At 66.2% G+C, this 26902-nt stretch carries 23 protein-coding genes and 3 pseudogenes; 15 read left to right on the forward strand and 11 right to left on the reverse strand.

Annotated elements, in window-relative coordinates; all coding sequences use genetic code 11:
- Positions 1 to 74 precede the first annotated feature (74 nt).
- Together ACP7AG_RS02440 and ACP7AG_RS02445 are read right to left on the reverse strand one after the other, a co-directional pair.
- Positions 75 to 710, reverse strand: a complete 636-nt coding sequence (locus ACP7AG_RS02440; RefSeq protein WP_426029668.1) for a response regulator transcription factor — start codon at positions 708 to 710, stop codon at positions 75 to 77.
- A complete protein-coding gene (locus tag ACP7AG_RS02445) occupies positions 700 to 2583 on the reverse strand; it encodes a PAS domain-containing sensor histidine kinase (RefSeq protein WP_426029669.1) in 1884 nt (627 codons plus the stop codon). The genes ACP7AG_RS02440 and ACP7AG_RS02445 overlap by 11 nt, the downstream gene beginning before the upstream one ends.
- A 208-nt stretch (positions 2584 to 2791) precedes the next feature.
- On the opposite strand from ACP7AG_RS02445, the gene ACP7AG_RS02450 reads away from it, so the two are divergent.
- The gene (locus ACP7AG_RS02450) at positions 2792 to 4969 is read left to right on the forward strand and encodes an acetate--CoA ligase family protein (protein ID WP_426029670.1); all 2178 of its coding nucleotides are present in this window, start codon (positions 2792 to 2794) and stop codon (positions 4967 to 4969) included.
- A gap of 229 nt (positions 4970 to 5198) precedes the next feature.
- Positions 5199 to 5336 (forward strand): annotated as a pseudogene (locus ACP7AG_RS02455) (hypothetical protein); the annotation flags it as partial.
- Between the two features lie 164 nt (positions 5337 to 5500).
- Here ACP7AG_RS02455 and ACP7AG_RS02460 read toward each other — a convergent pair.
- Positions 5501 to 5824 (reverse strand): hypothetical protein, encoded by a 324-nt coding sequence (locus ACP7AG_RS02460; protein WP_426011848.1) that lies wholly within the window; start codon positions 5822 to 5824, stop codon positions 5501 to 5503.
- A gap of 99 nt (positions 5825 to 5923) precedes the next feature.
- Here ACP7AG_RS02460 and ACP7AG_RS02465 point away from each other — a divergent pair, with 99 nt between their 5' ends.
- The 8 genes from ACP7AG_RS02465 to ACP7AG_RS02500 all read left to right on the forward strand — a co-directional run bounded on the left by ACP7AG_RS02465 (position 5924) and on the right by ACP7AG_RS02500 (position 15692).
- The gene (locus ACP7AG_RS02465; RefSeq protein WP_426029671.1) at positions 5924 to 6505 is read left to right on the forward strand and encodes an NAD(P)H-dependent oxidoreductase; all 582 of its coding nucleotides are present in this window, start codon (positions 5924 to 5926) and stop codon (positions 6503 to 6505) included.
- Positions 6506 to 6702: 197 nt separating this feature from the next.
- On the forward strand, positions 6703 to 7365 hold the full coding sequence (locus ACP7AG_RS02470) for a cyclic nucleotide-binding domain-containing protein (RefSeq protein WP_426011327.1): 663 nt from the start codon (positions 6703 to 6705) through the stop codon (positions 7363 to 7365).
- A gap of 8 nt (positions 7366 to 7373) precedes the next feature.
- Positions 7374 to 8153, forward strand: a complete 780-nt coding sequence (locus ACP7AG_RS02475) for an HAD family hydrolase (protein ID WP_426029672.1) — start codon at positions 7374 to 7376, stop codon at positions 8151 to 8153.
- Positions 8150 to 10456 (forward strand): glycoside hydrolase family 65 protein, encoded by a 2307-nt coding sequence (locus ACP7AG_RS02480; protein ID WP_426029673.1) that lies wholly within the window; start codon positions 8150 to 8152, stop codon positions 10454 to 10456. The genes ACP7AG_RS02475 and ACP7AG_RS02480 overlap by 4 nt, the downstream gene beginning before the upstream one ends.
- A 100-nt stretch (positions 10457 to 10556) precedes the next feature.
- Positions 10557 to 11405, forward strand: coding sequence for a universal stress protein (locus tag ACP7AG_RS02485; protein WP_426029674.1), 849 nt, complete (start codon positions 10557 to 10559; stop codon positions 11403 to 11405).
- A gap of 31 nt (positions 11406 to 11436) precedes the next feature.
- Positions 11437 to 13974, forward strand: coding sequence for a cation-translocating P-type ATPase (locus ACP7AG_RS02490; protein WP_426029687.1), 2538 nt, complete (start codon positions 11437 to 11439; stop codon positions 13972 to 13974).
- A gap of 35 nt (positions 13975 to 14009) precedes the next feature.
- On the forward strand, positions 14010 to 14531 hold the full coding sequence (locus ACP7AG_RS02495; protein WP_426011323.1) for a pyridoxamine 5'-phosphate oxidase family protein: 522 nt from the start codon (positions 14010 to 14012) through the stop codon (positions 14529 to 14531).
- 81 nt (positions 14532 to 14612) lie between these two features.
- Positions 14613 to 15692, forward strand: a complete 1080-nt coding sequence (locus tag ACP7AG_RS02500) for an ArsO family NAD(P)H-dependent flavin-containing monooxygenase (RefSeq protein WP_426029675.1) — start codon at positions 14613 to 14615, stop codon at positions 15690 to 15692.
- A 433-nt stretch (positions 15693 to 16125) separates the two neighbouring features.
- Here ACP7AG_RS02500 and ACP7AG_RS02505 read toward each other — a convergent pair whose 3' ends face one another.
- The 5 genes from ACP7AG_RS02505 to ACP7AG_RS02525 all read right to left on the reverse strand — a co-directional run bounded on the left by ACP7AG_RS02505 (position 16126) and on the right by ACP7AG_RS02525 (position 19348).
- Positions 16126 to 16629 carry a substrate-binding domain-containing protein gene (locus tag ACP7AG_RS02505; protein WP_426029676.1) on the reverse strand — a complete coding sequence of 168 codons (504 nt, stop codon included), beginning with the start codon at positions 16627 to 16629 and terminating at the stop codon, positions 16126 to 16128.
- Between the two features lie 272 nt (positions 16630 to 16901).
- The gene (gene arsC / locus ACP7AG_RS02510) at positions 16902 to 17333 is read right to left on the reverse strand and encodes an arsenate reductase (glutaredoxin) (RefSeq protein ID WP_426029677.1); all 432 of its coding nucleotides are present in this window, start codon (positions 17331 to 17333) and stop codon (positions 16902 to 16904) included.
- A gap of 3 nt (positions 17334 to 17336) precedes the next feature.
- A complete protein-coding gene (gene arsB / locus ACP7AG_RS02515; RefSeq protein WP_426011319.1) occupies positions 17337 to 18416 on the reverse strand; it encodes an ACR3 family arsenite efflux transporter in 1080 nt (359 codons plus the stop codon).
- Between the two features lie 27 nt (positions 18417 to 18443).
- Positions 18444 to 18980: an arsenate reductase ArsC gene (locus ACP7AG_RS02520; RefSeq protein WP_426029678.1), complete on the reverse strand. Its 537-nt coding sequence runs from the start codon at positions 18978 to 18980 to the stop codon at positions 18444 to 18446.
- Positions 18977 to 19348, reverse strand: coding sequence for an ArsR/SmtB family transcription factor (locus ACP7AG_RS02525; RefSeq protein ID WP_426029679.1), 372 nt, complete (start codon positions 19346 to 19348; stop codon positions 18977 to 18979). The genes ACP7AG_RS02520 and ACP7AG_RS02525 overlap by 4 nt, the downstream gene beginning before the upstream one ends.
- A 59-nt stretch (positions 19349 to 19407) precedes the next feature.
- On the opposite strand from ACP7AG_RS02525, the gene arsH reads away from it, so the two are divergent.
- The 3 genes from arsH to ACP7AG_RS02540 all read left to right on the forward strand — a co-directional run bounded on the left by arsH (position 19408) and on the right by ACP7AG_RS02540 (position 21663).
- Positions 19408 to 20151 (forward strand): arsenical resistance protein ArsH, encoded by a 744-nt coding sequence (arsH, locus tag ACP7AG_RS02530; RefSeq protein WP_426029680.1) that lies wholly within the window; start codon positions 19408 to 19410, stop codon positions 20149 to 20151.
- A 277-nt stretch (positions 20152 to 20428) separates the two neighbouring features.
- Positions 20429 to 21505 carry a DNA polymerase IV gene (gene dinB / locus ACP7AG_RS02535; protein WP_426029681.1) on the forward strand — a complete coding sequence of 359 codons (1077 nt, stop codon included), beginning with the start codon at positions 20429 to 20431 and terminating at the stop codon, positions 21503 to 21505.
- A gap of 32 nt (positions 21506 to 21537) precedes the next feature.
- On the forward strand, positions 21538 to 21663 hold the full coding sequence (locus ACP7AG_RS02540; protein ID WP_426029682.1) for a hypothetical protein: 126 nt from the start codon (positions 21538 to 21540) through the stop codon (positions 21661 to 21663).
- An 89-nt stretch (positions 21664 to 21752) separates the two neighbouring features.
- Here the strand turns inward: ACP7AG_RS02540 and trbE are convergent.
- The 3 genes and pseudogenes from trbE to trbB form a co-directional block, all read right to left on the reverse strand.
- Positions 21753 to 23962: pseudogene (gene trbE / locus ACP7AG_RS02545) on the reverse strand (conjugal transfer protein TrbE); the annotation flags it as partial.
- A 1-nt stretch (position 23963) separates the two neighbouring features.
- Positions 23964 to 24224: pseudogene (locus ACP7AG_RS02550) on the reverse strand (TrbC/VirB2 family protein); the annotation flags it as partial.
- A gap of 103 nt (positions 24225 to 24327) precedes the next feature.
- The gene (gene trbB, locus ACP7AG_RS02555; RefSeq protein WP_426029688.1) at positions 24328 to 25236 is read right to left on the reverse strand and encodes a P-type conjugative transfer ATPase TrbB; all 909 of its coding nucleotides are present in this window, start codon (positions 25234 to 25236) and stop codon (positions 24328 to 24330) included.
- Positions 25237 to 25508: 272 nt separating this feature from the next.
- Here trbB and ACP7AG_RS02560 point away from each other — a divergent pair, with 272 nt between their 5' ends.
- Both ACP7AG_RS02560 and ACP7AG_RS02565 read left to right on the forward strand, forming a co-directional pair.
- Complete coding sequence (locus ACP7AG_RS02560) at positions 25509 to 26168, forward strand: alpha/beta hydrolase (RefSeq protein WP_426029683.1); 660 nt, start codon at positions 25509 to 25511, stop codon at positions 26166 to 26168.
- 162 nt (positions 26169 to 26330) lie between these two features.
- Complete coding sequence (locus ACP7AG_RS02565; protein WP_426029684.1) at positions 26331 to 26780, forward strand: GNAT family N-acetyltransferase; 450 nt, start codon at positions 26331 to 26333, stop codon at positions 26778 to 26780.
- Positions 26781 to 26902: the final 122 nt, after the last annotated feature.

The following is a 26902-nucleotide window of genomic DNA, read 5'->3' on the forward strand; positions in this document are numbered from 1 at the left end:
TTTAGGGCCTGTCGGACGCGGCCTGACAAAGGTGACGCTTGGGCACCATGTCGCACGGCATTACCGGGCCGTCGTTACGTATTGGTCCTAGGCTGCCCATCCTGAAGCCCCGCTGCGAAAGCGATCCGCAGGGCTTCGGACAGACTGTTGACCTGCAGCTTGGTCATCAGATTGGCGCGATGCACCTCGACCGTCCTGGGCGAGATGCCAAGATCGAAGGCGATGGTCTTGTTGGGCAGGCCCTGAGCCAGGCCTCCGAGGACGTCCTGCTCGCGCCCCGTCAAGGCCGCGATGGCCACTGCGGCGTCGGTGGCGCGGGCCGAGCGTCCGTTGGCGTCGTCGAGCCGCTCGAACGCCGCCACGATGGCGCTCAACAAGACGATCTTCTCGAACGGCTTTTCGATGAAGTCGACCGCGCCGGCCTTGATCGCCCGCACGGCAATGGACACGTCGCCATGGCCGGTGAGCACGACGATCGGCATCGAGACACCCCGTTCGGCCAACTGGCGTTGCACCTCCAGGCCGTCCAGGTCCGGCATGCGGACGTCCAGAAGCACGCACCCCGGCTCGACGGTCTTGGCGGCGCTCAGGAAGGCGACACCCGACGCGAAGGTCGTCACCGCATAGCCCGATGTCTTGAGCATGAAACCGGCCGAGCGCCGGATTGCCTCGTCGTCATCGACGATGTGGATCATTCGCCTATCGGCCATCGCCAGGCTCCAGCTCTGCTCTGACCAGCGTGAAGTGAAACTGCGCGCCGCCGCCAGGACGCGCCTCGAACCAGATGCGGCCGCCATTGGCCTCGACGATGGTGCGACAGATCGACAGCCCCAGGCCCATGCCATCGCTCTTGGTACTGACAAAGGCGGTGAACAGTCCGTCGGCGACAGCCGGCGCGACGCCAGGTCCATTATCAGCGACGGTGATCCGCACCAGGTTCTCACCGTCCGGGCGACTACACAGCCACAGTCGCCGATCGGGACGATCCGCCATCGCTTCCGCGGCGTTGCGCGCCAGATTGATCAGTACCTGCTGGATCTGCACCTTATCCACCAGGACGGCGCCAATCGCCGGATCGAGGGAAAACTCCAAGGCCACGTCACTCTCTCGCGCGCCCATCAGGCCCAAGGCTGCGGCTTCACGCACCAGGGCCTCGACATTTTCCGCAGTCTTGTCGACCTCGCCTCTCGCGACGAAATCACGCAGACGTCTCACGATGTGGCCAGCCCGGAGGGCTTGGCCGGCGGCATCGGCCAAAGCTTCGCGGATCATCGGCATATCGTTCAGATCAGGCGTGGCGAGCAGATCACGCACCGCCTCGACATAGTTGGTCACGGCGGTGATCGGCTGGTTGAGTTCGTGGGCCAGGGTCGAGGCCATGGCTCCCATGCCGCTGACCCGGGCGACATGGATGAGTTCGGCCTGCAACTCTTCTAGTCGGGCTTGGGTACGCTGTTTTTCGGTGAGGTCGCGGATGAAGCCGGTGAACACCCTCTGCCCGTCCCCGACCGCCTCACCGACCGACAACTCCATGGGAAAGGTGGATCCGTCCCGCCGCATGCCGACCACCACCCGACCGATACCGATGATACGCCGCTCGCCGGTCGTGACGTAGCGTTCAAGGTAGCCGTCATGTCGCTCGCGATCCGGCTGCGGCATGAGACATCGGATGTTAAGGCCCAGCATCTGCGCTTCCGGACTGCCAAACAGACGCTCCGCTGCGGCGCTGAACGACAGGATGGATCCACTCTGGTCGATGACGATCATGGCGTCCGGGACGGTCGCGAGGATGGACCGTAGATGGTTGGCGCCCGCGCTCAAGGATTGCTCGCTGGCCCGCTGGTCGGTGATATCACGCAGGACTTTGGCGAACCCCTGGAGGACTCCGGTCTCGTCAAGTAGCGCGGTGATCGAGACATGAGCCAGGAACTCCGACCCATCCTTGCGCAGCCGCCAATCTTCCTCCTCGAACTTACCTTGCGCCCGAGCGCGCGCCAGATCGGCTTGAGGCTTTCCGGCCTGCCGGGCGTCCTCCGGATAAAAGGTCGACAGATCGAGGCCCAAGGCCTCGCCCTCCTCCCACCCCTTTAGACGCTCGGCGCCCGCGTTCCAGATCATCACGCGACCTTGCGGATCGAGCATGTAGATCGCGTATTCCGTTGCGCCGTCGATTAGCAAATTGAGCTCGCGAGCCACGCGGGCGGCTTCCTGGGCGCGGTGTTCGGCGCCCAGCTCGCTGGCGATGGCACGCCGCCGGAAGCCCCCGATCCGGCTTCCGATAAAGATCACGCCACTGGCGGCGATCACGAAGCTGATCGGTTCGATCAACCTTTCTCCTTGCGGCGACAGGCCGCCACTGATGAGCAAGCTCGCAAGCAACCCCAGGACAGCGGCGCATACACCGGCGCCGACCCCGCCCAACGCCGCGGCGGCGACGACCGGAACCATGAACAGGAGGTAGGACGAGCGAAGCCCGAACCAGGTTTGCAAAACCCAACCGACCAGAGCCGCGAGCAGGACCGTAACGAACGTGGCGCCGTAGCCCTGCGCAAGGATCTGGGTTCTGCGACGGATGTCTGGCATGGGCCCTCCGCCAGGCATCGCTGGAGCGCGACGCGGACAGGACGCCCCGGACCGCGCACCAGATATCAACCATGCCCGTCTGGTGAGCGTGGCGCAAACGACAACCGGCCTCGCCGGTCGATTGAGGGACTCTACGGATAGCCGGACCGCGCTCGCCTGAGCCAAGTCCCTGGGCTTTCACGCGCCGCGTGCGCCGCCCGAGGTCGCCATGTCCCTGCACAACCTTTCCAAGCTGCTGTCACCGGACTCCGTGGTCGTTGTCGGCGGGTCGGACCGTCCAGGCGGGGTGGGACAGGTTGTGGTCTCCAACTTGATGGCGGGGGGCTTTGCCGGCGCCGTTCACATCGTCAATCCACGTCGGGTGAAAGTTGCCGGCGCCCTGTGGTCGGCCAGTATCGCGGGTCTTGCCTCGGTTCCCGATCTGGCCGTGGTGATCACGCCAGGACCTGCCGTGCCTGAGGTCATCGCTCAACTTGGCGCGCGGGGCGTGAAGGTGGCGGTCGTGATTTCTTCGGGAATCACTCACGCCAATGGATTGCGCGCAGCGATGCTGGCGGCGGCCAAGCCGTCGGGCTTGCGGATCATCGGCCCAAACGGCCTGGGCCTCCTGGTTCCGCCGGCGCGGCTCAACGCCTCCTTCGCGCGCGGCGCGGCCGCGCCCGGACGCCTAGCCTTGATCTCCCAGAGCGGGGCCCTGATCAGCGGCATCGTCGATTGGGCCTCGACGCGGGATATCGGCTTTTCGGGGATCGTTTCGGTGGGAGACATGGCCGAGGCGGACCTGGGCGACCTCATCGACCTGTTCGCCGCCGACCCGCACACCGACGCCATCCTGATGTACGTCGAGGGCGTGACCAACACCGCCAAGTTCATGTCGGCGGCGCGAGCGGCGACGCGAATCAAGCCGGTGATCGCCTTGAAGGCAGGACGAACCGCGGCCGCCGGCAAGGCGGCGCTTTCCCATACCGGCGCCTTGGCCGGGGCTTACGACGTCCATGCCGTCGCGTTCGAGCGCGCGGGCATCGTCATGGTCGAGACGCTGAGCGGCCTGCTCGACGCCGCCACGGCCCTGTCGTCGCGATCGGCGATTCCCGGTTCCCGCCTGGCGATCGTCACCAACGGCGGTGGGGCGGGCATCCTGGCGCTCGACGCCATGACCTCCACCGGCGCGAGACTGGCCGATCTGTCTCCGGAGACGCTTTCAAAACTCGACCTCGCGCTTCCCGAAGGCTGGTCGCATGGCCATCCGATTGATGTAATGGGCGACGCCCATGCCGGCCGCTATCGCGCGGCGCTCGATATCGTGCTTGAGGACGCCGGGGTCGATGCGGTCCTGGTGATCAACTGCCCGACCGCCCTCTCCTCCCCTGACGAAATCGCCAGGGACCTGATCGCCGGCCTTACGCAGGCGCCGGCGCGCCGATCGCTCAAGCCGATCCTGGCCTGCTGGTTAGGCGACACCAATCGAGAGGCCGTCGGCCCGATCTTCGCGGCGGCCAGGATCCCGCTGTCCGACACGCCGGACGCCGCGATCCGCGGGTTCGGCTACCTCGTCGCCGCGCAACGCGCCCGCGCGAGCTTGACGGACGCTGCGACCGGTCGTGTCGAGGGGGTCGGCGACCAGACTGCGGCCCAGGCGTTGATCGCCTCGGCGCGTGTCGAAGGCCGCACCCTGCTCAGCGAGGTCGAGGCCAAGGCGCTGCTCGCAGCCTACGGGGTTCCCGTGGTCCCGACCCGGTTCGCCGCCACCGCCGACGATGTCGGCCAGGCCTGTGAAGGGCTCAAAGCGCCCTACGCCGTCAAGATCATCTCCCCACGGATCAGTCACAAGTCGGACGTCGGCGGCGTGGTTCTAGACCTCGCCGACGCCGACGAGGCCGTCGCGGCGGCACGGGCCATGGCGGAGCGGATCGGCTGGGAGCATCCGGAGTTCGACATCAAGGGCTTCGCCGTCGAAACCATGGTCGTCCGCGCGGGAAGCCACGAGATGATCGTCGGGATCGCCGACGACGCCACCTTCGGCCCCGTGATCATGGTCGGGGCTGGCGGCAAGGCCGTCGAGGTCCTGAACGACAAGGCGCTCGGCCTGCCGCCACTCGATGACGCCCTGGCGCGCGCCATGATCGACCGGACCCGTATATCGCGGCTCCTGGCGGGCTATCGCGATGAGCTGCCCGCCGATGTGTCGGGCTTGATCGCCGTGCTGGAGGCGCTGTCGGCGATCGCCGTCGACCTGCCCGATATCCTGGAGCTCGACATCAACCCCCTGCTGGTCGACGCCCAAGGCGTCCTGGCGCTCGACGCCCGGATCGTCATAACGGCGCACGCCAGCCAAGGCACACGCATGGTCATCGCGCCGGCGCCATTGACTGGGCAGCCGATCTGAAGACCCGCTCTGGCCTGGCCCTCCACGTTCGCCCGGTTCGCCCCGACGACGAGCCGGCGATCGCCACGTTCTTCGCCGATCTGACGCCCGAGGACCTGCGCTCCGGTTCCTCAGCAGCCTGTGCGCCGCCGATGATGGCCGCCTGGCGATGATGACCCAGGTGGACTATTGCCGCACGATCACCTTCCTGGCCTTTGCTGAGGACGGGCAGACGGTGATCGCTATGGCGATGCTCGCCACCGGAGCCGATCCGGAGCGCGCCGAGGTCGTCCTTTCGGTGCGCTCGGACCTGAAGAGCAAGGGTCTGGGCTGGACCCTGCTCGACCATGTCCTGCATTACACGCGCGCCCGGGGCGCGAAGGTCGTGGAATCGATCGAGAGCGCTGACAGTGATCGGGCGATCCGCCTGGAATGCGAGATGGGCTTCACGGTCCGCGCCTGCCCGACGAGCCGGCGCTGCGCATCGTGGAGCGCAGGCTCACCCTGCCCGCCTCGCTCATGCCAGGCGGCTGAGCCGGGAAGGGCTCCGCGCTATTCCGCGCGCGTGAGCGGAGCCGCCTCCTGCCCGTCCCTCGCCAAGAGGTTCGTCGTCAGCTGGCTTCCGCGAAAGGCCGCGTCTTCAATGGCGGCCAACAGATCCTCACCCCGCTGGGAGGTGCGGTCCCTGCCCAGCAGACGTCGCGCGGAGACGATGACCGTGAAAAGATTGCGCAGGTCGTGAATCGTTTCGCGATGAGAACTTTCGGCGAACTCAAAGTCCGATTGTGAACTGAGCATGGAGATCTCCCGCAGCGGCACGGCTCGTTGTCGTTCACCCTGATCGCCGCCGACATCCGCAATTTCCCGTAGGTGCATGCCATCCGATCTCGAAGGCGCATGATCCGGATCAAGGCGAGGCGCCCAATTGCCGCTAGCGATGGCGCCAGCAGCCCGTCCACCTCCTAGGAAGTCGTCATGAAGACCGCCGTCATCCTCGCCCACCCCAAGCCGTCAAGCTTCTGCGCCGCGGTCAGCCGCACCTCTGTTGAGACGATCGAGGCGTCGGGCGCGGAGGTCGTGCTGCGGGATCTTTATGCGATGGACTTCGATCCTCGCCTCAAGACCGGCGAGCTCCCGACGCCGCAAGGCTGGACCATGGCGCCCGACATCATCGCCGAACGTGCTCTCCTGGCTGACGTCGAGCATTTCGTGTTCGTCTACCCCTTCTGGTTCAACGCGCCGCCAGCCATTCTCAAGGGCTATATCGATCGGGTGTTCAGCATGGGTTTTGGCTACCAGCCTGGATCCCACGGCGGCGATCCCTTGCTGGTCGGCAAGACCCTGATGACCTTCTCGACCTCCGGCGCGCCGGAACATTGGATCGACTCCACCGGCGCCCTCAATGCCCTGATGAGCGTGTTCGATCTACATTTGGCGGCGGTGACGGGCCTTCGGGTCCTGGGACATGAGCACCTGGGCGGCATCGTCGCCCCCATGCGCCAGGACGCCGCCGACGACCTTCTCCAGCGGGTTCGCGCTTCGGTCTTGGCCGTCTAACCGGCGCTAGAGCATTTCCCGACCTGACTGCGTCAGGCCGTGAGCTCTAATCTTCTGTTTTGACGCATTTTTCTTCACGCGAACCGGAACCACTTCGCTCGAAAAATGCTCTAGCGGCGGCGGCGCTCTAAGTATTGTCACCAATGTCACCGCTCCCCGCGACGCCATATCCATGATGGCGTTCCTGGAGACGCCGGATGACCTTCTGCACCCTCACGCCTGATCGCGCGCCGATCTCGATCGCCGGATGCGCCCCGCAAGATTCTTTCGAGGCCATCGGCGCGCATCTGCGCTTCGAGGCGGGCGAGGAGATCTATGCTCAGGAGGAAGACGCCGATCTGCTCTACCGGGTTCTGGTGGGTTCGGTGCGCCGGACCCGCCTGCTGGAAGACGGCCGCCGGCAAGTGGGCGGCTTCTACTTCCCCGGCGACTTCTTTGGCCTTGAGATCGGAGGCCAGCACCGATCCTCGGCCGAAGCCTTGGATGCGGCGAAGGTGCTCGTCATCGAGCGCTCGGCGCTCAAATACCATGGCGAAGACGGGGTCCGCGTTGAGCGTATGAGTTGGCTAGCCACGGGGCTCGAACTTCAGCGCGCCGAAGATCACATGATGCTTCTCACCCGCAAGAGCGCTTTCGAGCGCGTGTCGGGTTTCCTGTTCGAGATAGGCGCTCCAGCGCGTGGCGCATGGACCCAGTTGTCCATGAGCCGCCAGGACATTGCCGATTATCTGGGCCTGACGATCGAAACCGTGTCGCGGATGGTCACCCAGATTCAGGCCGAAGGTTTGGTGGTGTTCGACGGAGCCCGCCGCTTTCGGGTCTTGCAACACACCCGGCAGGCCTGCCTGGCGGCGGCCTGAAGGACCTTATGGTTCCCCCGCCTGAAGTCCAGGGACTTGCCCCCGGCCCCATCACCCAGCGCGAACCCAGCACGCTGGCCGCCGTCATTTTTGACGTCGATGGTGTGCTGCTGGCGTCGCCTCACGAGCGGGCCTGGCGTGAGGCGCTGACCGGATTCGGCGATTCGGCGCAATTCACGACGGGGCTCTATCAAGCCAAGGTCGCTGGAAAGTCGCGCCAGGATGGGGCGCGGGCCGCGCTTGAGGCCTTGGGGGTGGCCAACTGGGAAATCCAGGCGGGCGCCTATGCCAAAGCCAAGCAGACCCGCCTCGAAGCCCTGATCGCAAAGGGCGGCGTGCGCGCCTTTCCTGACGCCCTAAGATTGGTGGCGGCTTTGGCGAGCCTTGGCTTTCCCATGGCGGTCGCCTCGGCCTCCAAGAACGCGAGCGCCATGTTGCGGGTGATCACCTTGACGGGCGGCCGCCGCCTCGCTGACTTTTTTGCCGCCGAGATTTGTGGCCGTGACCTGGCCCGGGGAAAGCCGGACCCCGAGATTTTCAGCCTGGCCGCAGCGGAACTCGGCATTGACCCCCATCGTTGTCTGGTCATCGAGGACGCGACGTCCGGGATCATGGCGGCGCGTGCCGCGGGCATGACCGCGCTGGGCGTCGCGCGATTGAACGATGCGGCGCCGCTGCGCGCGGCCGGAGCCGATCTGGTGGTCTCCAGCCTCGATGAAATAAGCCTGCGCAGCCTTAAGCAGGGCCGACTTGGCCTTCGCCTGGCAGGAACGGACGTTGAGCGATGACCGACCCGTTCGCGCCGACAGCCGATCCCACTTGGTTATGGACGGAGGCGGGCTGCGACCCGCTGCGCCAGAGCAGCCGCGAGACACGCTTGGCGATCAGCAATGGCTTTCTGGGTGTCAGGGGCGCTCCGGCCCTGAATCGCGGCGGAGGCCGGGTCGCGCCAAGCCGCACCTATGTCGCGGGCCTGTTCGACACCGCCTCGGCGCAAGGGTCGGTTTCGGCCCTGGCGCCCGGTCCCGATTGGCTACGGGTTCAGCTCGCGACCGCTGCGGGACTCCTCGCCCACGATCCCGAGGCGATCTCCGAGCACAGCATGACGCTCGACATGAGGCGCGGCCTTGTATCGAGCGATTGCCACTCCGTCGAGGCTAGGGGCTTGCGCCTGGGTGTGCGGTCGCTGCGCCTGGTGTCGCTGAGCCAAAGACAGATCGGGCTTCAGGGGCTGCGTCTCCGCGTCGATGACGGCGAGAGTGACCTGACGCTGGAGGCCGACTTCGAGGGCCTCGACCTGGGGCTCATCCCCGAAACCCTGGAGCGGGATCTGGGCGTTTGGCGCACGCGGCGTTCGGCAAAGCGACTGGCGATCGCCTCGACGGCGTCCGTGTTGATCGATGGCGAAACGCTGGCGGGCGAAGTCTTGAGTCCCTTCCATCGGCGCTGGACGTGGAAGGCCAGTCCGGGGCAGCAGATCGATTTCGAGCGCATCGTTGCTTTTGTCCGCACGGACGCCGCCGACTTAGACGTCGATGTTGTCAAGGCGGCCCCGTCGATCCTGGCCCGAGCCGTCCGGCGCGGCTTTGCGGGCTTGATCGCGGACCATGCCGCCGCCTGGGCCGAGCGCTGGACATCAAGCGACGTGCAAATTGACGGCGACCCGGCCGCTCAGCAGGCCCTGCGGTTCGCCCTGCATCACCTGAACGGCGCGGCCGACCCGGAGGACGAGCACGTGTCCATCGGCGCGCGGGCCCTGACCGGAGAGGACTATCTGGGTCATACCTTCTGGGACACCGAGATATTCCTGCTGCCCTTCTACACCTTCACCTGGCCAAGCGCGGCGAGGGCTCTGTTGATGTACCGCTTCCACACCCTGGAAGGCGCGCGCGCCAAGGCGGCGGCCATGGGCTGGCGCGGGGCCCTATATGCCTGGGAGTCAGCCGACACCGGCGCGGAAACGACCCCAGACCAGTGGGTCGGTCCCGATCGTCAGGTCCTCGATATCCTCACCGGCGAGCAGGAACAGCACATAAGCGCCGACGTCGCCTACGCGGTCTGGCAATATTGGCGGACGACCGACGATGAGGCGTTCCTGCGCGAAGCGGGCGCGGAGATTCTACTGGAGACTGCACGCTTCTGGGCCAGCCGCGCCGCTCCGGACACAGACGGTGTGCATCACATCCGGCGCGTGATCGGGCCTGACGAGTATCACGTAGGCGTTGATGACAACGCCTACACCAACCTCATGGCACGCTGGAACATCCGCCGGGCCCTGGAGGTCGCGGCCTGTTTCTCCGCGCGGTGGCCAGCGGCGTGGACGGCGCTCTCGGGTCGGCTTGGCTTGACGCGGGTCGAGATGACCGACTGGTCCCGTGTCGCCGAAACGATGGCTACGGGCGAGGACCTGGCGACGGGCCTGACCGCACAGTTCAAGGGCTTTCTCGATCTGGAAGACATCGACCTGGCCGCCTATGCCGGGCGGTCCGTGCCGATGGATACCGTGCTGGGTCGCGATCGCACCGCCCGGTCCCAGGTGATCAAACAGGCCGACGTGGTAGCCCTGCTGGCGCTGCTACCGGACGAGTTCACGCCGCAAGCCACACGCGCAAACTTCGCCTATTACGAGGCGCGATGCGGTCACGGCAGTTCGCTTAGTCGGGCCTTGCATGGCTTGGTCGCCGCTCGCCTGGGACAGCTCGACAAGGCGTTGTCCTATTTGTTGCAGTCCTCCGCCATAGATCTGGGCGACACCCATGTGGCTATCGCCGGCGGCATCCACACCGCCGCCCAGGGCGGGGTCTGGATGATCGCCGTGCTCGGGTTGGCGGGCCTGAGCCTGCGCGACGACGGCCTGTCATTGGAACCGCGACTGCCCGACGCCTGGCTCAGCCTGACCTTCCCCGTCCAATGGCGCGGTCGCCAAGTCAGGATCAAGATCGACCGCAGGACGTGTCGGCTGGAGGCGACCCTGGAATCCGGCGGGGCGATGGTGCTCTGGGTCGAGGGTGAACGTTATGACCTTGGCCTTGGGCGACCGGTCATCGCCGAGCTCATTCCCTTGGCCTCTGATCCTAGGCAAGCCCCGTGACCTGCTCTCTCCCAACGTTCCGCTGTCGTCGATATCGGCCGACGGGCACGCGCGCCGCCCGATGACACCTTTGATCCCACCAAAATCCGGAGTTGTCGAGATGGCCTTCCGTGACCTGTTGCTGCATATCGACACCTATCCGACGCCCACGCCGGAGGCCGTGATCGAGGAAGCCGTCCTGTTGGCCGCCAGCCTTGGCGACAAGGTCACCGGCCTGGCCTTCGAGATCGAGATCGCCGTTCATAGCAATCGCCTGGCCGACTACCTGATCGGGCTGAGCGCCATGGCCGCCGCCGAGGAGTCGCGCAGCAGCCAAGCCTGTCAGGACGTGTTGGGGCATTTTATCGGCCGGGCGAGGGACGCGGGGGTCTACAAGGACGCCATCTCCGCCAAAGCAAATCACTATGATGTCGCCGGCAAGGTCGCCAGGGTCGCCAGGACCTATGATCTTTGCCTGTTGCCATTGGTCGATGGCCCCAACGGTCAGCTCGACATCGCGCAAAGTGTGATCTTCGAGTCCGGACGACCGATTCTGACCTTCCGACCGGGTACGGCGGCGGCGCTGACCCAAGGCCCAAAGGAGGTTGTGGTCGCCTGGGACGGCAGCCGCAACGCCGCCCGAGCCCTGGCGGACGCCCTGCCGATCCTGGTCCGCGCCAAGCATGTGCGGATCCTGACCGTCTTGAACGAGAAGCCTGGCGTCCTATCGACGACCGGCGCCCAGGCGCAGCGTCATCTGGCTGCTCATGGGGTCAACACCACGCTGGACGAGGTGGATGCCGGCGGCGAAGCGATCGGACCGGCCTTTGACCGATATCTCGATGGGACGGCGCCGAACCTGCTGGTCATGGGCGCCTACGGCCATTCCCGCACCCAGGAATTCCTGCTGGGCGGCGCCACCCAGCACATGCTGGCGCGTCCAGGCTGCCCCGTCCTTCTGTCGCACTGACCTCCAAGACCGGCGAGCGCCGGCGGATCGGATCTGCACTATGGCACGCGACGTCCTGAGGGGACTGACCAAGACCGAGGTCGCCCAGCGCCTGTCCGAATTTGGTCCCAACGCCCTGCCGCAAGCCTCGGCCCGAGGGCTGGCGCGGATCATCCTCGACACCCTGCGTGAGCCGATGTTCCTGCTGCTGATCGGCGCCGCCGGCCTCTATCTGGTGCTCGGAGACCTGGGCGAGGGCTTATTCCTGATGGCCGGGGCCTTAGCCACCATCGGCTTGGTGGTCCTGCAGGAAGCCCGTAGCGAGCGCGCCCTTTCGGCGCTGCGTGATCTCTCGCAACCGCACGCCCGGGTAATCCGCGATGGGGTAGAAGCGCGCCTGGCCGCGCGTGACCTGGTCCCCGGCGACATCGTGTTGGTTGGCGAAGGCGAGCGCCTGCCCGCCGACGGCGCGCTGGTGGCCGGCGACGTCCTGAGCGTCGACGAGTCCGCGTTGACGGGCGAGTCCGCACCGGTTTCAAAACGTCCGCTGACGGACGGTGAAACGGCCGATGCCGGCACCCAGCCCGGCGCCGAGACGGGACCCTATCTGTTCTCCGGCACCTTGGTGGTTCGCGGCCAGGCCGTGGCCCGGATCGGCAAGACCGGTCCCAGAACGGCGCTGGGCAAGATCGGGGTGTCGCTGGCGGCCATCGTCCATGAGCCTACGCCGCTGCAAAAAACGGCCGGACGCCTGGTCACGCTGCTTGGCCTGGCGGCCATCGCCTTTTGCGGCCTCGTCACCCTTGCCTACGGTCTGCTGCGCCAGGACTGGGTCGGGGGCATGCTGGCCGGGATCACTGTCGCCATCGCCCTGATCCCCGAGGAATTCCCGATGGTGCTGGCCGTCTTCCTGGCGCTGGGCGCCGGGCGGCTGGCCAGGCAAAAGGTGCTGGTCCGTCGTAGCGCCGCGATCGAGGCGCTGGGCGGCGCCTCCTTTCTCTGCGTCGACAAGACCGGCACCCTCACCCAAAACAAGATGCGGGTCGCGCGCCTGTGGACGGAAGACGGCGACTGCCTCGTTGAACCGGATACAGCGCCTGGCGGCGGCGCGGAGCAACTGCTGGAGATTGCCGGACTGGCCTGCGCCGTTCGCCCGGTCGATCCAATGGACAAGGCCGTTCGAGCGCTCCTGACGCCACGCGACACGGTCTCGCCCGTTACCGCGAGTGAGCCCGCCAGGACCTGGCCGCTTCGCCCCGAAATGATGGCCATGATCCAGGTCTGGTCAGCGCCCGGAGGTGAGTGGCAGGCCGCCGCCAAGGGCGCGCCCGAGGCGATCTTCAGGCTTTGCCGCTTGCCCGATGACCAGGCCGAGCGCTTGACTTCCCTTGTCGAAGAGTTCGCCGTCCAGGGTCTGCGTGTCCTGGGCGTGGCCTCCTGCCAGACGAAGACCCCCTTCCCGGATGACCCCGTGGAGGCGCCGTTCGCATTTGCTGGGCTTGTCGGTTTCCTCGATCCCGTCCGTCCAGACGTGCCCGCGGCCCTGAGAGAGGCGCGAGAAGCCGGGATCTCCGTGCTGATGATCACCGGCGATCATCCCGCCACCGCCCTGGCCATCGCCAAGGCGGCGGGCCTGGATGTCTCTGGCGGCGTCTTGCTCGGCGACGAGATCGCCGCCCTGGACGACGCCGCCCTGGCGGAGCGCCTTGGCCGGACCCGGGTCTTCGCCCGCATCATGCCCGAGCAGAAGTTTCGCATCGTCCAGGCTCTCAAGGCCGGCGGCCAGGTCGTCGCCATGACCGGCGACGGCGTCAATGACGCGCCGGCCCTCGAAGCGGCGCATATCGGCATCGCCATGGGTCAGAGGGGCACCGATGTGGCCCGCGAGGCCGCCGACCTCGTCATTCTCGACGACAGCTTTGCCTCGATCGTCGGTGGCGTCCGATTGGGCCGACGGATCTTCGCCAACCTGCGCAAGGCGCTGGTCTATATCACCGCCATCCACGTTCCCATCGCCGGGGTGGCGCTGATCCCGATCGTCATGGGTCTGCCGCCCCTGCTCTACCCCATGCACGTCGTGTTTCTGGAACTGGTCATCGATCCGGTCTGCGCCATGGTGTTCGAGGCCGAACCGGGCGGCGCCGGCGCGATGAAGCAGCCGCCCAGACCGCGTGATGAGCCGCTATTTGGCCCCAGGCAACTTGGCCTGGCCATGTTGCAGGGCGCCGGCGTCCTGGCCGGGGTGTTGGGTGTCTATCTCTGGTCGCTCGGCCATCAAGGGGAGGAGCAGGCCAGAGGCGCGGCCTTCCTGACGCTTGTCGCCGGCAACCTCACGCTGGCCTTGGCCGACGCCTCGTCGTCAGGGGGGCGTCTGTTCGCGCCGCATCGCAAGATCTACTGGCTGATCACCTCGGCCGCAGCGGGCTTCCTGGCCCTGATCTTCGCTGTGCCGACCCTGGACGCCATCTTCAAGGTCGCGCCGCCCTCACCGGGCCTGTTGGCCAGCGCCCTGCTGGTCGGGTTCGCCAGTGGCGGCTGGTTTGGCTTGGTCCGAACCCTGGGCGCGCGCCTGCCAAGCCGCTCAACTTGATGACCCATCTCAGCCGCTAGAAAAGGAAGACAGCAATGCCCCTTACGCCCCCGCCTTCAAGTCAGATCCCGCAGAGCGCCGATGAAGCCAACCTTCAGGCGCGCATCCTCTCTGTCCTCGACAGTCGCCATCTGATGGCCCTGGCGACGAACCGGCCCGACGGTTGGCCCCAGGTCACGCTGGTGAACTATTTCCGGCGCGAGCACGCGCTCTATTTCGTGGTCGCCACCGGCAGCCAGAAGTTCGCCAACATTACCCGAGACCCGCGGGTGTCGATCGCCATCGGCGGCGGCGCGGCGGGTCCCTACAGCCTGTCGATGTCCGCCCATGCCACCGAAGTTCGCGACTTCGAACTGATCGAACGCCTGAACAAGACGATCCAGGCCCTACCACCCGAGTCCGGGTTCACACCGCACCCTGGCGCCAACAGCGTCGTTCTGCTGGAAGCCCAACCTCAAATCATCACCCTGGTGGACTATGCGACCCCACCGGGCCATCGCGAGGTCCTCACCGTCGTCGAGCGTTGGACGATCCAGCGGACAGAGGGTCCTCAATGAGCTTTTAAGCCGCCGAACGCGTCGAGGGCCTCGCCCCAGCAGCGATAGTGCCCTCGATCGAAGCTGCCCGGAGGTGATGAGATGGTCGCCAATGAAACTCGGACCCGCGATGTCGCGATCATCGGCGGTGGCCAATCAGCCTTGGCGACGGCTTACTTTCTTCGCCGCACCAACCTGTCCTTCGTCATTCTCGACGGCGAACCGGCGGCTGGCGGCGCATGGCGTCACGCTTGGCCCTCCTTGCGTCTCTTTTCCCCGGGGCAATGGAGTTCACTCCCGGGCTGGCCGATGGCGCCCACCGGGGACGCCTATCCCAGCCGCGAGGAGGTCATCGATTATCTGAGTCGCTACGAGGCTCGGTACGGCTTGCGAATCGAACGTCCGGTCGAGGTCCTGAACGTGACCGCGAATTCTGACGGCATGGAGGTGGCGACAGACAAGGGGACCTGGCGCGCCGGCGCCGTGATCAGCACCACCGGCACCTGGCGTGCGCCCCATATCCCCGACTACCAAGGCCGTGACCAATTCCGGGGCCGTCAGGTCCATTCGGCCCATTATCAAGGCCCCGAGCCATTTGCCGGCCAAGCCGTTCTGGTCGTCGGCGGCGGCAATAGCGGAGCCCAAATCCTAGCCGAGGTTTCGCAAGTGGCCGGGACGACCTGGGTGACACAGCAACCTCCAAGCTTTCTGCCTGACGATGTCGACGGGCGGGTTCTATTTGAGCGCGCCACCCAACGTTGGAAGGCTCAGGGAGGGACAGGGCCGGAAGGTCCGCCACCTGGTGGCCTGGGCGACATCGTGATGATCCCGGCGGTTCAAGCAGCGCGCGGTCGTGGCGTGCTCCATGCCGTGCGCCCATTCACCAGGTTCGTCGCGACCGGCGTCCTTTGGGAGGATGGGAGCGAGAGTACGGTTGATGCGGTAATTTGGTGCACCGGGTTTCGGCCGGCTCTGAAACACTTGAACTCGCTGGGAGTCGTCAACACGGAAGGCAAGATCGACGTCCAAGGTACGCGGTCGGTTCTCGAGCCAAGGCTCTGGCTGGTCGGTTATGGCGAATGGACGGGCTTTGCCTCGGCGACACTGGTGGGCGTCATGCGCGGCGCGCGGCAGACTGCGCAGGAGGTCTTCGGCGTTCTCAAGGGTGAAAGCGCCAGATAGTAGGCGATTGACCCGGGCGAGGCTTTCCCGCTCCAGATCCGACAGCGGGCGTAGCCCCTTGCTGGTCATTGTCCGGTTGCCCCAGCCTGGCGTCGCGGGCGTCGAGCCGTCCGCGACGCCAGCCAATGCCGATGCCGATGCCGATGGCGATGCTATTTGGACGAAGCCGCCATCGGCGTCAGCTTGATCGCGGTCGTCTTGGCGGCCTGTTGCTGGGCCGCGGCTGCGGCGCCAAGCCGTGGCCTTGCAGATACCCTCCACGCCCGATGGCGGCGTCGGAGACGAACCCGGCCACGAATTCCCGCAGGCACGCCGTCACGCCGTCACGCCGACATTAGCCTTCTTGACGTAGATGTAGAGCGGGCGAGACAGGGGTAGAACCCGTCGATGATGGTTTGCGGGGTGGGTTTGACGCCATTGATGGAGGCGGCCTTCAGTTGCCGCTTGTGCTCGTCAAGGAACGAATAGCCCCCCCCAGCGTGCCGGGGATCTTTTCGATCAGGCCGACGATATCCTCGTCGTTCTCGCCGGCGTCGACCCAGCCGCCGTCCGACAGCATCGGATCGACCTTGGCCTTGAAGGCCGCCGGATCCTGAGCGCGCGGCGCCTCGTTGGTCGGAAACTTGCGGGCCCCCGGCTCGATGGCCAGGTCCACCCAGGCGTCGCGAGTACCCGAGCTGGCGGGCGGACCATAGACGATGATCTTGCTGGCCGGCAGTTCGGCGCCGACCTCGTTCCATTGCTTGTAGGGGTTTTTCACGAGGTCGCCGCCGCGCAGCACGTTGGCGGAAAGTGCCAAGTATAGGTGTTCAAGCTTGAAGGCGTAGTCGGGCGACTTGTCGTCGGTGGCGACCACGATGCCGTCCAGGCCGATCTTCAGTTCGACGATGCCTTTCACCCCGGCCGCCTGACAGGCGGCGAACTCGGCTTTGGTCATCGGGCGCGAGGCGCTGGCGATGTCAGGGAATTTGTCGCCGGTCCCGGCGCAAAAGCGCTAGAAGCCGCCGCCGGCGCACAGGCTCTCGATGCGCGGCGGCTTCTAGCCGGTCTTCTTGTGGAAAGCTTCTGCCACGGTGATGGAGAGCGGATAGACGGTCGAGGATCCCACCGCCCAAACCGTGTCCCGGACGGCCTAGGCGGTCGAGGCGCCGATCAGAAGGGCTGCGGCGGCGACGACGCCTAGCAAGATTTTCATCGGGATGTTCCTGATCAGTCTTGGGGGTTGGCGGTCAGGGAAACGACTTCACCGTCTTCTTTGGTGAAGCTGTCGGGCTTGCGATCGAGCAGATCGAAGACGACTTCGGACGGCCGACACAGCTTCACGCCCTTGGACGTGACCACCAGCGGGCGATTAACGAGAACTGGCGTTGTGACCATGGCGTCGAGGATCGCATCCTCGCTGACGCCGTCCCCCAGCAGGCCAAGTTCGGCGGCTGGCGTGCCCTTTTCGCGCATCAACTGGCGGAAGGTCAGGCCGGCTTCGCCGGCCAGTTCGCGCAGTTGATCGTGGGTCCAGCCGGCTTGCAGATATTCTACGATCTTGGGCTCGTAGCCGGCGGAGCGGACCATCTCGACGACGTTGCGAGACGTACCACAAGCGGGATTGTGAAAGATCACCACAGGAAAGTCAGCGTCGCTCATGGGTCACCGGTGCGAAGAGGAAGAAAGGGGTTTACGGCCTAGCGAGAGCTTGCGAACTGCGGCGCCGCGCTCGTACCAAGGCTTGCTGGCGTTCACGATCGCGACGATTGACAGCATAACCGGGACCTCGATCAGAACCCCGACCACAGTGGCTAGCGCAGCCCCGGACTGGAAACCAAAGATCGAGATCGCGGCGGCCACGGCCAGCTCGAAGAAGTTGCTGGCGCCGATCAGGGCCGACGGGCCCGCGACGCAGTGGGCTTCGCCAGTCAGGCGGTTGAGAATGTAGGCCAGGCCAGAGTTGAAATAGACTTGGATCAGGATCGGCACGGCAAGGATGGCGATGATTAGTGGCTGCTTGAGGATCTGGTCGCCCTGGAAGCCAAACAGCAGGACCAGCGTCGCCAGCAAGGCGATCATCGACAGCGGCTGCAGATTGGACATCAAGGCGTCCAGCGCGGCCTGACCGCCGGACGACAGCAGCGCCTTCCGGATCAATTGAGCGGCGATCACCGGCACGAGGATGTAGAGCCCGACCGACAGGGTCAGGGTCGACCACGGCACGGTGATGGCTGACAGGCCCAGGAGCAGGCCGACGATGGGCGCGAAGGCCACGACCATGATGGTGTCATTGAGCGCCACCTGGCTGAGCGTGAAGTGGGGCTCGCCGTCGGTCAGATTGCTCCAGACGAACACCATGGCCGTGCAAGGAGCCGCCGCCAGCAGGATCAGGCCGGCCATATAGCTGTTGATCTGGTCGGCCGGGAGGTAGGGGCGGAAGACATGGGCGATGAACACCCAGCCCAGCGCCGCCATGCCGAACGGCTTGACCACCCAGTTGATAAACAGGGTCACGCCGATCCCGCGCCAGTGGTTCTTGACCTCGCCCAGGGCGGCGAAATCGACCTTGATCAGCATGGGGATGATCATCAGCCAGATCAGGCCGGCCATCGGCAGGTTGACCTGGGCGACCTCAAGCGCGGCGATCCCGTGGAAGACCGGCGCGAAGAAGTGGCCAAGGGCGACGCCCACGATGATGCACAGCCCCACCCAAACGGTGAGGTAGCGTTCGAAAATAGACATGAAGCAGCCTTGGTCGGAGGAAGAGCGTTAGGCGGCAGGCTCGTCGGGCGCCCTGGACTTGCCGATTTCGTCGAGCCGCTTTTGCAGCGACATCTTGTCGATCGACGCCATCGGCAGCGCGCAGAACAGGGTGATGCGGCTGTTGAGTTGGCGATAGGCTTCAGCAAAGGCCAAGGCGATCTCAGCCTCGGTTCCGACGGCCGCTGACGGATCAGGAATGCCCCAGTGGGCGCTCATCGGCTGGCCGGGCCAAATCGGGCAAACCTCCCCGGCGGCGTTGTCGCAAACGGTGAACACGAAATCGAGATCCGGCGCGTCGGGGTTGCCCGCCTTGGCGAACTCATCCCAGGCCTTGGAGCGCAGGGTGTCGGTTTTGTAGTTGAGGTGCTTGAGCAGGTTGATGGCGTAGGGATTGATCGTGCCGCTGGGCATCGATCCGGCCGAATAGGCCTTGAAACGCTCAGCTCCGACCCGGTTCATGATCGACTCGGCCAGAACCGATCGCGCCGAATTGTGGGTGCAGAGAAACAGGACGTGCTTCACGTCAGCTTGGGTGGCGGTCATGCTGTCTCCAATTCGACAAGGCAGGTCCCATCGCACTCGGCGGCCCGGGCGACGATTTCGTTCAGGGGCGCGCAAATCTCGGGATTGCCGCCGCAGCAGTCTTCCATCAGGAAGCCCAGCAGGCCGGTCATCGCGCCGTAGGCGGCCGAATAGATGATCGAGCGGCCATCGCGGCGAGACACGATCAGTCCGGCATGGCTCAGAACATTGAGATTGGCCGACAGGGAGTTGGGGATCATCGAAAGCTGGCGCGCGATCTCGCCGGCCGAAACGCCCAGGTCGCCAGCCTTGACGAGCAGACGGAAGATCGCCAACCGGCCTTCGTGGCCGAGTGCGGAGAGACTTGCGACGGCGACCTTAGATTCCATATTTCTAATTTAATGGAAACGTGTGACGAAGCCAAGACAGTTCGAGGAATTTGGAAATCATGACCGACCTGCCCGCGCTCCAGTCGCAATTTCTCACCGCGCCAACGCAGGGCCAGCTTGAGCCAAAGGCGCCCGCGGCTCATGCGCCTCGGATCCTGCTGCTCTATGGGTCACTCCGCGAACGCTCGTTCAGCCGGCTGCTGGTCGAGGAGGCGGCGCGCATTCTGCAACTGCTGGGGTGCGAGACCAGGATCTTCGATCCGCGCGACCTGCCGCTCCCCGACGCGACGGGTCCGGACCATCCCAAGGTCCAGGAGCTTCGGGCGCTGTCGCTATGGTCCGAGGGCCAGGTCTGGTGCAGCCCGGAACGCCACGGCGCCATCAGCGGGATCATGAAAGCCCAGATCGATTGGATCCCGCTGGAGATCGGCAGCGTGAGGCCGACCCAGGGCCGCACCCTGGCCGTCATGCAAGTCAGCGGGGGCTCACAGTCGTTCAACGCGGTCAACACCCTGCGCCTGCTGGGTCGCTGGATGCGGATGATCACCATCCCCAACCAGTCGTCGGTCGCGATGGCCTACAAGGAATTCGACGATAACGACCGCATGAAGCCTTCCGCCTATTACGATCGCGTCGTCGACGTGATGGAGGAGCTGGTGAAATTCACGCTGCTGACCCGAGACCGTGCCGACTACCTGGTTGATCGCTACAGCGAACGCAAAGCCAGCGGCCGGATCAGCCTAGAAACGACGCCCCGTCATTCCCATTCAATCATCAACGGTTCAGCCAAGCGGCTATTTTGACCCACTTTTCCTACTGTACGTTTCGTTAAACGCCGTCACCGATTACGTCATTTTGGATCGCGCTAAACCCTTGTTTTAACTTAGACTTTTTGACATAAAATTCGCGTTATAGTCGCCCAAATTTGCTGACTTTCGCATCTTTTTCGGACGCCCATTACGACGGCTTCAATCGATAATTGGCGCTCTTCCACATGATGGCCGGCGAACCGGGGTAAAGCCAGACTCAAGCAGCGAACAGTTCCTGTTCCGTTCTAGCTCTGCTAGGGTCGGGGTCGTCATGACCAAGTTCCCGCGCAAGATCATCCATATCGACATGGACGCGTTCTATGCGTCGGTGGAACAGCGCGACGATCCCAGCCTGAAGGGCCGCCCCCTTGCCGTTGGCCATGGAGCGCGACGCGGGGTGGTGGCCGCCGCTAGCTACGAGGCGCGCCAATTTGGGGTGCGTTCGGCCATGCCCTCGACCACGGCGCTGCGCCAATGTCCGCAGCTGGTGTTCGTGCCGCCCAGGTTCGAGGTCTACAAGGCCGTGTCGCGCCAGATCCACGAGATCTTCGCCGATTATGCCGACCTGATCGAACCGCTATCGCTGGACGAAGCCTATCTGGATGTCACCGCCAATCGCGCGGGCCTGGCCACCGCCACCGACACGGCCAAGGAAATCCGCGCCCGCATCCTGGAGGCCACGGGCCTGACGGCCTCGGCGGGGATTTCTTACAACAAATTCCTGGCCAAGCTGGCCTCCGACCAGCGAAAACCCAACGGCCAGTTCGTGGTCGCGCCGGGCAAGGGCGAAGCCTTTGTCCAGACCCTGCCGATCGGCCGCTTTTATGGCGTCGGCGCGGTGACCGAAGCTAAGATGAAGCGCCTGGGTATCCACACCGGCGAGGACCTGAACCGCCAGTCGCTGACCTTCCTGCAGCAGCATTTCGGTAAGTCTGGGCCTTGGTACCACGCCATAGCGCGCGGCGAGGACCATCGCCCGGTCAATGGCGAGCGAGTGCGCAAGTCATCGGGCTCGGAGACCACCTTCGAGACCGACCTGACCGACCCGGCCGCCATCGAGGCGGAGGTCCTGGCCTTGGCCGACAAGGTCTGGGGCTGGTGCGAGACCGCCCAGGCGTTTGGCCGCACGGTGACGGTGAAGATCAAGTTCGCCGATTTCCAGCAAGCGACCCGCAGCCGCTCGGCGCCCGGCCCGGTGGCGGACCGCGAGCACCTGCGCCGCCTGGGCCGCGACCTGATCGGCTCGGTCCTGCCCTGGCCCAAGGGCGTCCGCCTGGTCGGGGTGACGGTGTCCAATTTCCAAGCCGCGCCGGCCGAGCGCCTGCCCCAACTGGCGCTGATCGGCTAGCGCGCCGTTCCGCCCTGCTCTAGGTTCTCTCCATGCCCCCTCGCCTTCGCCCCACCGCCCGCCTGCTGACCCCCGCCGGTTGGGCCAGCCTGCTCGCCGTGGCGCTGATCGTCGGCGCGGCCGCCTGGGCGCTCATGTACCTCCTGCCCGGCGCCTAGCGCGACCAGAAAACATGGACCTCGTCGTGGGCGACCGGCCAGGGCCGGGCCGGCCAGAAGCGCCGCCGCCAGACGGCGTCGGGTCAGGGTCATGACAGCATCTCCGATGAGGGGGTTGGAAGGTGACGGGGCGCGCGCGTGGCGTCCGCCGAGGAGCCGACCAGCAGTCCGGCGGCCCAGGGCAAGCGCCGGCGACGCAGCCAGGCGGCGGCGAAGCCTTCGGGGCCATGGGCGGCCAGACCTCGCCGATCGCGGCTTGGTCGGCCTTGGAGGAGGCTGCGCAAAAGGCCAGGGCCACGGGCCCCAAACCCAGGTCGAACAGGCGGTCGCCGACCCGCGATTGCAGGTAGTAGTCGCGGGTCGGCGTGGCCCGGGCGAGGATCTCGATCTGCCGATCGTTCAATCCGAACCGGGCATAGGCCGCCGCCCCTTGCGGCTCCAGGGCGCGCGGGTTGGGCAGGAAGATCCGGGTCGGGCAGCTCTCGACGATCGAGGCGGCGATTGGACTTTCGACGACATCGGCCAGCGACTGGGTGGCGAAGATCACCGATGCGTTCTTCTTGCGCAGGGTCTTAAGCCACTCGCGCAGCTGGGCGCCGAAGGCCGGGTCGTCGAGCGCCAGCCAGCCTTCATCGATCAGAATCAGGGTCGGCCGACCGTCCAGCCGCCGTCCGATGCGGTGAAAGAGATAGGCCAGGACCGCCGGGGCAGCCGCGCCGCGCGCCAGGCCTTCGGTCTCGAAGACCTGGACGCTGGCTTTCCCGAACGCCTCGCCCGCGCCGTCAAGCAACCGGCCGAACGGTCCGCTCAGGATGAAGGGCCCGAGCGCGGCCTTGAGCGTCTGGTTCGACAACAGGGCCACCAGGCCTGTCAGGGTGCGCTCGGCGACCGGCGCGCTGGCCAGGCTCGCCAGCGCCGCCCAGAGGTGGTCGCGCACGGCCGGGGTGATGGCCACGCCCTCCCGCGCCAAAACCGCAGCGAGCCAGCCGGCCGCCCAACCCCGCTCGTCGGGCTCGTCGATGCGCGCCAGGGGCTGCAGGGTCAGGGCCGGCCCGCCGTCGCCGGAGAGGTCGTGGAACTCCCCGCCCATGCCCAGCACGGCCGCCCGGCTGGAGGCGCCGAAGTCGAAGGCGAAGACCCGGGCTTGCGGGTAGCGCCGAAACTGCAGGGCCAGCAGCACGCTCTTGCCCGCTCCGGTCGGCCCGACGATCAGGGTGTGGCCGACGTCGCCGACATGCAGGCTCAACCAAAACGGGGTCGAGCCGGCCGTCTTGGCGATCAGTAGAGGCGGGCCATCCAGATGGGCGTTGCGCGCAGGCCCGGCCCAGACCGCCGACATCGGGGCGATGTGGGCAAGGTTTAGGGTCGAGAGCGGCGGCTGGCGGACATTGGCATAGGCATGACCCGGGATGGTACCCAGCCAGGCCTCCACGGCGTTGACGCTCTCACGGATGACGGTGAAGTCGCGGCCCTGGATGACCTTCTCGGCAAGGGCCAGCTTGGTGGCGGCTAATCCTGCGTCCTCGTCCCAGACCACCAGGCTGGCGGTGACATAGGCATAGGCCACCGCGTCGCCGCCAAGGTCCTGCAGGGCCAGATCGGCGTCGGCGGCCTTGTTGGCCGCGTCGTTATCGACGAGCGGCGACGGCTCCTGGGTCAGCGCCTCGCGCAGCAGGACCAGCACCGACTTGCGCTTGGCGAACCACTGACGCCGGATCTTGCCCAGCAGGCTGGCCGCATCGGTCTTGTCCAGGCAGATCGCCCGGGTGGTCCAGCGATAGGTCATGCCCAGGCGATTGAGCTCGTCGAGCAGGCCCGGGGCCGTTGCGGACGGGAAGCCGGTCAGGGTCAGGACCCGCAGGTACAAGAGGCCCAGGCGCGGCTAGAGCCCGCCCGTCAGGGCCTCCGTCGCCGGCCGGGCGTTCAGGTGCATGGGCGTCGTGGGAACACCCACCGCCTAGCGGGTGGTGGAGACCGCCCCGTGCAGGAAACTCAAGGTCGCGGCGTCAGTCAGCCAGTCGGCCTTGGGCATCAGGCCATCCAGCAGGGCCAGAAGGCGATCGGAGCGATCAACGAAGCCGGCCAGCTCGGCGCGCCAATCGAGCCCCGCCCGGGCTCGGCCCTCAACGAACAGACTCTCATTGCGACCTCGGCGATCGGCCGGCGGCAGATAGGTCAGGGTCAGGAAGTAGCGGCTCTCGAAGTGATCGCCGGTCTGGACGAAGGCGGCCTTGCGCTCCTCGTCGACCAAGGCCGAGACCGGATCGGGAAAGGCGCTGACCGGATAGGCCTGGGCTTGCGCCGAACGAAAAGAACGACAGGAAGAAGCTGGACGCGGCAAACGCGATGCTGAGCCCAAAGACGATCTGGATCAGCTTGCGCGAGCCGCCGGAGGTCTCGCCGAAGGCCAGGGTCAGGCCGGTGACGATGATGATGATCACTGCGATGATCTTGGCGACGGATCCCTCGATCGACTCGAGGATGCGCTGCAGCGGCTCTTCCCAGGGCATGGACGAGCCGGCGGCCTGGGCGCTGCCGGCCACGAGGAGCGAGGCCAGCATCAAGCCGCTGAGCAGCGGGCGCGGGTGAGGGTTTGCGTGCGGCGAAGCCGCCGCGCGATGTCGGTGGAACAATGGAAAACTCCGGGGTTTTAGGGGCGGGATCTCAGGCAGGGCTGAGCTGGTAGGCGCCGTCGGACGCCAGGCCGTCCAGACGCGCGAGGTCCGCCAGGCGACGCTGTCGCCCTCGCCCGGAAAGGACCGCGATCAGGTCGATGGTTTCGGCGATCAGGGCGCGTGGCACGGTGACCACGGCTTCCTGGATCAACTGCTCCAGCCGCAGGAGCGCGCCCAGCGGCGAGCCGGCGTGAAGCGTGCCAACCCCGCCGGGGTGGCCTGTTCCCCAGGCCTTGATGAGGTCCAGGGCCTCGGCCCCGCGCACCTCGCCGATGATAATGCGATCGGGCCGCAAGCGCAGGGACGAACGCACCAGGTCCGACAGGCTCGCCACCCCGTCGCGCGTGCGCAGGGCCACCTGATTCGGGGCCGCGCACTGCAGCTCGCGCAGGTCCTCGGCGAGGATCACCCGGTCGCCGGTCTTGGCCACCTCGGCCAGCAGGGCGTTGACCAGAGTGGTCTTGCCGCTGGAGGTCGGGCCAGCGACCAGGATGTTGGCCCGATCAGCGACGGCAGCGGCCAGCACCCGCCCTTCCCGCTCGGTCATCACGCCGGCGCGGACATAGTCGCCGAGCGAGAACACCAGGCTGGCGGGCTTGCGGATGGAGAAGGTCGGGGCGGCCACCAGGGGCGGCAACAGGCCCTCGAAGCGCTCATCCGTGCCGGGGAGCTCAGCCGAGAGCCGCGGCCGATCCGCATGGATCTCGGCGGCCACGTGATGGGCCACCAGCCGCAAGATTCGCTCGGCGGCGGCCGCACCAATGGTCAACCCGGCGTCGACCAGGCCGACATTGAAGCGGTCGATCCAGACGCGGCCGTCGGGATTGAGCATGACCTCGGCCACGCCCGGATCCTCCAGCAACCCCAGCAGCCTGGGGCCCAGGGCGGTGCGCAGCATCTGGCGGCTGCGCTCAAGTCCGGCTTTGGTTTCGGAAAGGTCCACGGCGGGTCCCCGTTGCTTACGGGGACGAGTAAGAAGACCTAGACCCGGCCGATCTCAACAGCCAAATCGGCCGGTCGTACCGTGGCGTACAAAGACAGGCGATCGGCAGGTTCACGCCGCCGACGAAGGTCGCAAAACGATCCGACGACGCTCTGTTCAAGTCTAGGCGCGCCGAAATCCACGCGGCTATAAAGAGCGCCCAGCCGCCAAACCGATCAGGAACCACCATGACCCAGATTCCCACGCACGATGGTCCCCGCGCGGCGCCCGCCTCCGGCGGCCCGGCCAAGTCGCTGGTGATCTTCCTGCATGGCTACGGCTCTAACGGCGCGGACCTCATCGACCTTGCGCCCCACTGGGCCTCGGCCCTGCCCGACACGCTGTTCCTCGCGCCCGACGCGCCCCAGCCCTGCGACGGCGTGCCCTATGGCCGTCAATGGTGGCCCCTGACCAGCCTGGCGCCGCAGGCGCGCGCGGCGGGCGTGCGCGTCTCGGCCCCAGCCCTGAACGCCTATATCGACGCCCAGCTCGCCGCCCACAGCCTCAGCGAAGACAAGCTGGCGCTGGTCGGCTTCAGCCAAGGCACGATGATGGCGCTGCACATCGGACCGCGCCGGACCAGGACCCTGGCCGGCATCATCGGCTTCTCGGGCATGCTGGCCGACCCCGACGCCCTGGCCGCCGAGGTCGTGACCCAGCCACCGATCCTTCTGGTCCACGGCGACCGCGACGAGGTCCTACCCGTCGAAGCCCTGCATCAGGCCGACGTCCAGCTCAAAGGCCTGGACTTCGAGGTCGCATCCCACGTCTCGCCAGGTCTGGGCCACAGCATCGACGAGCCGGGTCTCCAGCTCGGCGCGCGCTTTTTGATCGAGCGCTTCGCCTGAGCGGCAAACCTCCGCTCACGACCTCCACAAAATCGATGTGGGCCCGCGGCGTTGCCGCCAAACCAGAACCCTGGCGCGCTTCCAACAGCCAGACAGGCGTTCTATGGCTTGCGCGTGAGCGGCCAGGACCGCAACCCCGCGCGACCAGGAGACGCAACCGCCATGTCGAGCCGCCATGGCCTGTCTATTCGAGCCGCCGACAATGGCGACGTGGACGGATTGGTTGAACTGCTCAAAACAGCGGGCCTGACCATCGCCCGGGACAAACTTGCCTCGCGCCTGAGCGCCATGCAGGACCAACCTGGGGCCTTGCTCATCGCCGACGAATGGGGTCCGCCGTCGGGTGTCATCGCGGTGCATTGGCATTCGGTTCTCACGGCCGACCTGAAGGTGGGGTGGATCTCCGCCCTCCTCGTCGATCCAGACCGGCGTCGAAACGGGGTCGCCCGCCTGCTTCTCAAGGCAGTCTCCCAGGCCGCCCGCTCCGCGGGGTGCGGCGAGCTTGTGCTTCACGCGCCGACCGAGCCCGGGGATCTGCACACATTCTGTCTCGCCACGGGTTTTGTCGAAAGCGGCGAGATTTTCACCCGCGCCCTACGAAAGCGCAGCTGAGTTGCGCCAAAGTACTAACCCGCTAGCGCGGGATGGGTGTTCGTTCGGGGAAGATGAGCAGCAGGGTTCTCCTGTCTGAAGAGGAGCGTGGGTCGGCCACGTCCTCCTCAAGACAGGAGACG

The organism is Caulobacter sp. DWP3-1-3b2, from assembly GCF_049896325.1.
Classification (GTDB): Bacteria; Pseudomonadota; Alphaproteobacteria; order Caulobacterales; family Caulobacteraceae; genus Caulobacter.

What these genes read in the sequence shown, in the direction of transcription:
- ACP7AG_RS02500 (WP_426029675.1), top strand. Translation starts at nt 14,613, where the DNA reads ATGGTCGCCAATGAAACTCGGACCCGCGATGTCGCGATCATCGGCGGT.
- ACP7AG_RS02505 (WP_426029676.1), bottom strand. Translation starts at nt 16,629, where the DNA reads ATGACCAAAGCCGAGTTCGCCGCCTGTCAGGCGGCCGGGGTGAAAGGC.
- ACP7AG_RS02520 (WP_426029678.1), bottom strand. Translation starts at nt 18,980, where the DNA reads ATGACCGCCACCCAAGCTGACGTGAAGCACGTCCTGTTTCTCTGCACC.
- ACP7AG_RS02540 (WP_426029682.1), top strand. Translation starts at nt 21,538, where the DNA reads ATGCCCCCTCGCCTTCGCCCCACCGCCCGCCTGCTGACCCCCGCCGGT.
- ACP7AG_RS02450 (WP_426029670.1), top strand. Translation starts at nt 2,792, where the DNA reads ATGTCCCTGCACAACCTTTCCAAGCTGCTGTCACCGGACTCCGTGGTC.
- ACP7AG_RS02485 (WP_426029674.1), top strand. Translation starts at nt 10,557, where the DNA reads ATGGCCTTCCGTGACCTGTTGCTGCATATCGACACCTATCCGACGCCC.
- ACP7AG_RS02465 (WP_426029671.1), top strand. Translation starts at nt 5,924, where the DNA reads ATGAAGACCGCCGTCATCCTCGCCCACCCCAAGCCGTCAAGCTTCTGC.
- ACP7AG_RS02565 (WP_426029684.1), top strand. Translation starts at nt 26,331, where the DNA reads ATGTCGAGCCGCCATGGCCTGTCTATTCGAGCCGCCGACAATGGCGAC.
- dinB (WP_426029681.1), top strand. Translation starts at nt 20,429, where the DNA reads ATGACCAAGTTCCCGCGCAAGATCATCCATATCGACATGGACGCGTTC.
- arsC (WP_426029677.1), bottom strand. Translation starts at nt 17,333, where the DNA reads ATGAGCGACGCTGACTTTCCTGTGGTGATCTTTCACAATCCCGCTTGT.
- arsB (WP_426011319.1), bottom strand. Translation starts at nt 18,416, where the DNA reads ATGTCTATTTTCGAACGCTACCTCACCGTTTGGGTGGGGCTGTGCATC.
- trbB (WP_426029688.1), bottom strand. Translation starts at nt 25,236, where the DNA reads ATGCTGCGCACCGCCCTGGGCCCCAGGCTGCTGGGGTTGCTGGAGGAT.
- ACP7AG_RS02480 (WP_426029673.1), top strand. Translation starts at nt 8,150, where the DNA reads ATGACCGACCCGTTCGCGCCGACAGCCGATCCCACTTGGTTATGGACG.
- ACP7AG_RS02470 (WP_426011327.1), top strand. Translation starts at nt 6,703, where the DNA reads ATGACCTTCTGCACCCTCACGCCTGATCGCGCGCCGATCTCGATCGCC.
- ACP7AG_RS02495 (WP_426011323.1), top strand. Translation starts at nt 14,010, where the DNA reads ATGCCCCTTACGCCCCCGCCTTCAAGTCAGATCCCGCAGAGCGCCGAT.
- ACP7AG_RS02560 (WP_426029683.1), top strand. Translation starts at nt 25,509, where the DNA reads ATGACCCAGATTCCCACGCACGATGGTCCCCGCGCGGCGCCCGCCTCC.
- ACP7AG_RS02445 (WP_426029669.1), bottom strand. Translation starts at nt 2,583, where the DNA reads ATGCCAGACATCCGTCGCAGAACCCAGATCCTTGCGCAGGGCTACGGC.
- ACP7AG_RS02525 (WP_426029679.1), bottom strand. Translation starts at nt 19,348, where the DNA reads ATGGAATCTAAGGTCGCCGTCGCAAGTCTCTCCGCACTCGGCCACGAA.
- arsH (WP_426029680.1), top strand. Translation starts at nt 19,408, where the DNA reads ATGACCGACCTGCCCGCGCTCCAGTCGCAATTTCTCACCGCGCCAACG.
- ACP7AG_RS02440 (WP_426029668.1), bottom strand. Translation starts at nt 710, where the DNA reads ATGGCCGATAGGCGAATGATCCACATCGTCGATGACGACGAGGCAATC.
- ACP7AG_RS02475 (WP_426029672.1), top strand. Translation starts at nt 7,374, where the DNA reads ATGGTTCCCCCGCCTGAAGTCCAGGGACTTGCCCCCGGCCCCATCACC.
- ACP7AG_RS02460 (WP_426011848.1), bottom strand. Translation starts at nt 5,824, where the DNA reads ATGCACCTACGGGAAATTGCGGATGTCGGCGGCGATCAGGGTGAACGA.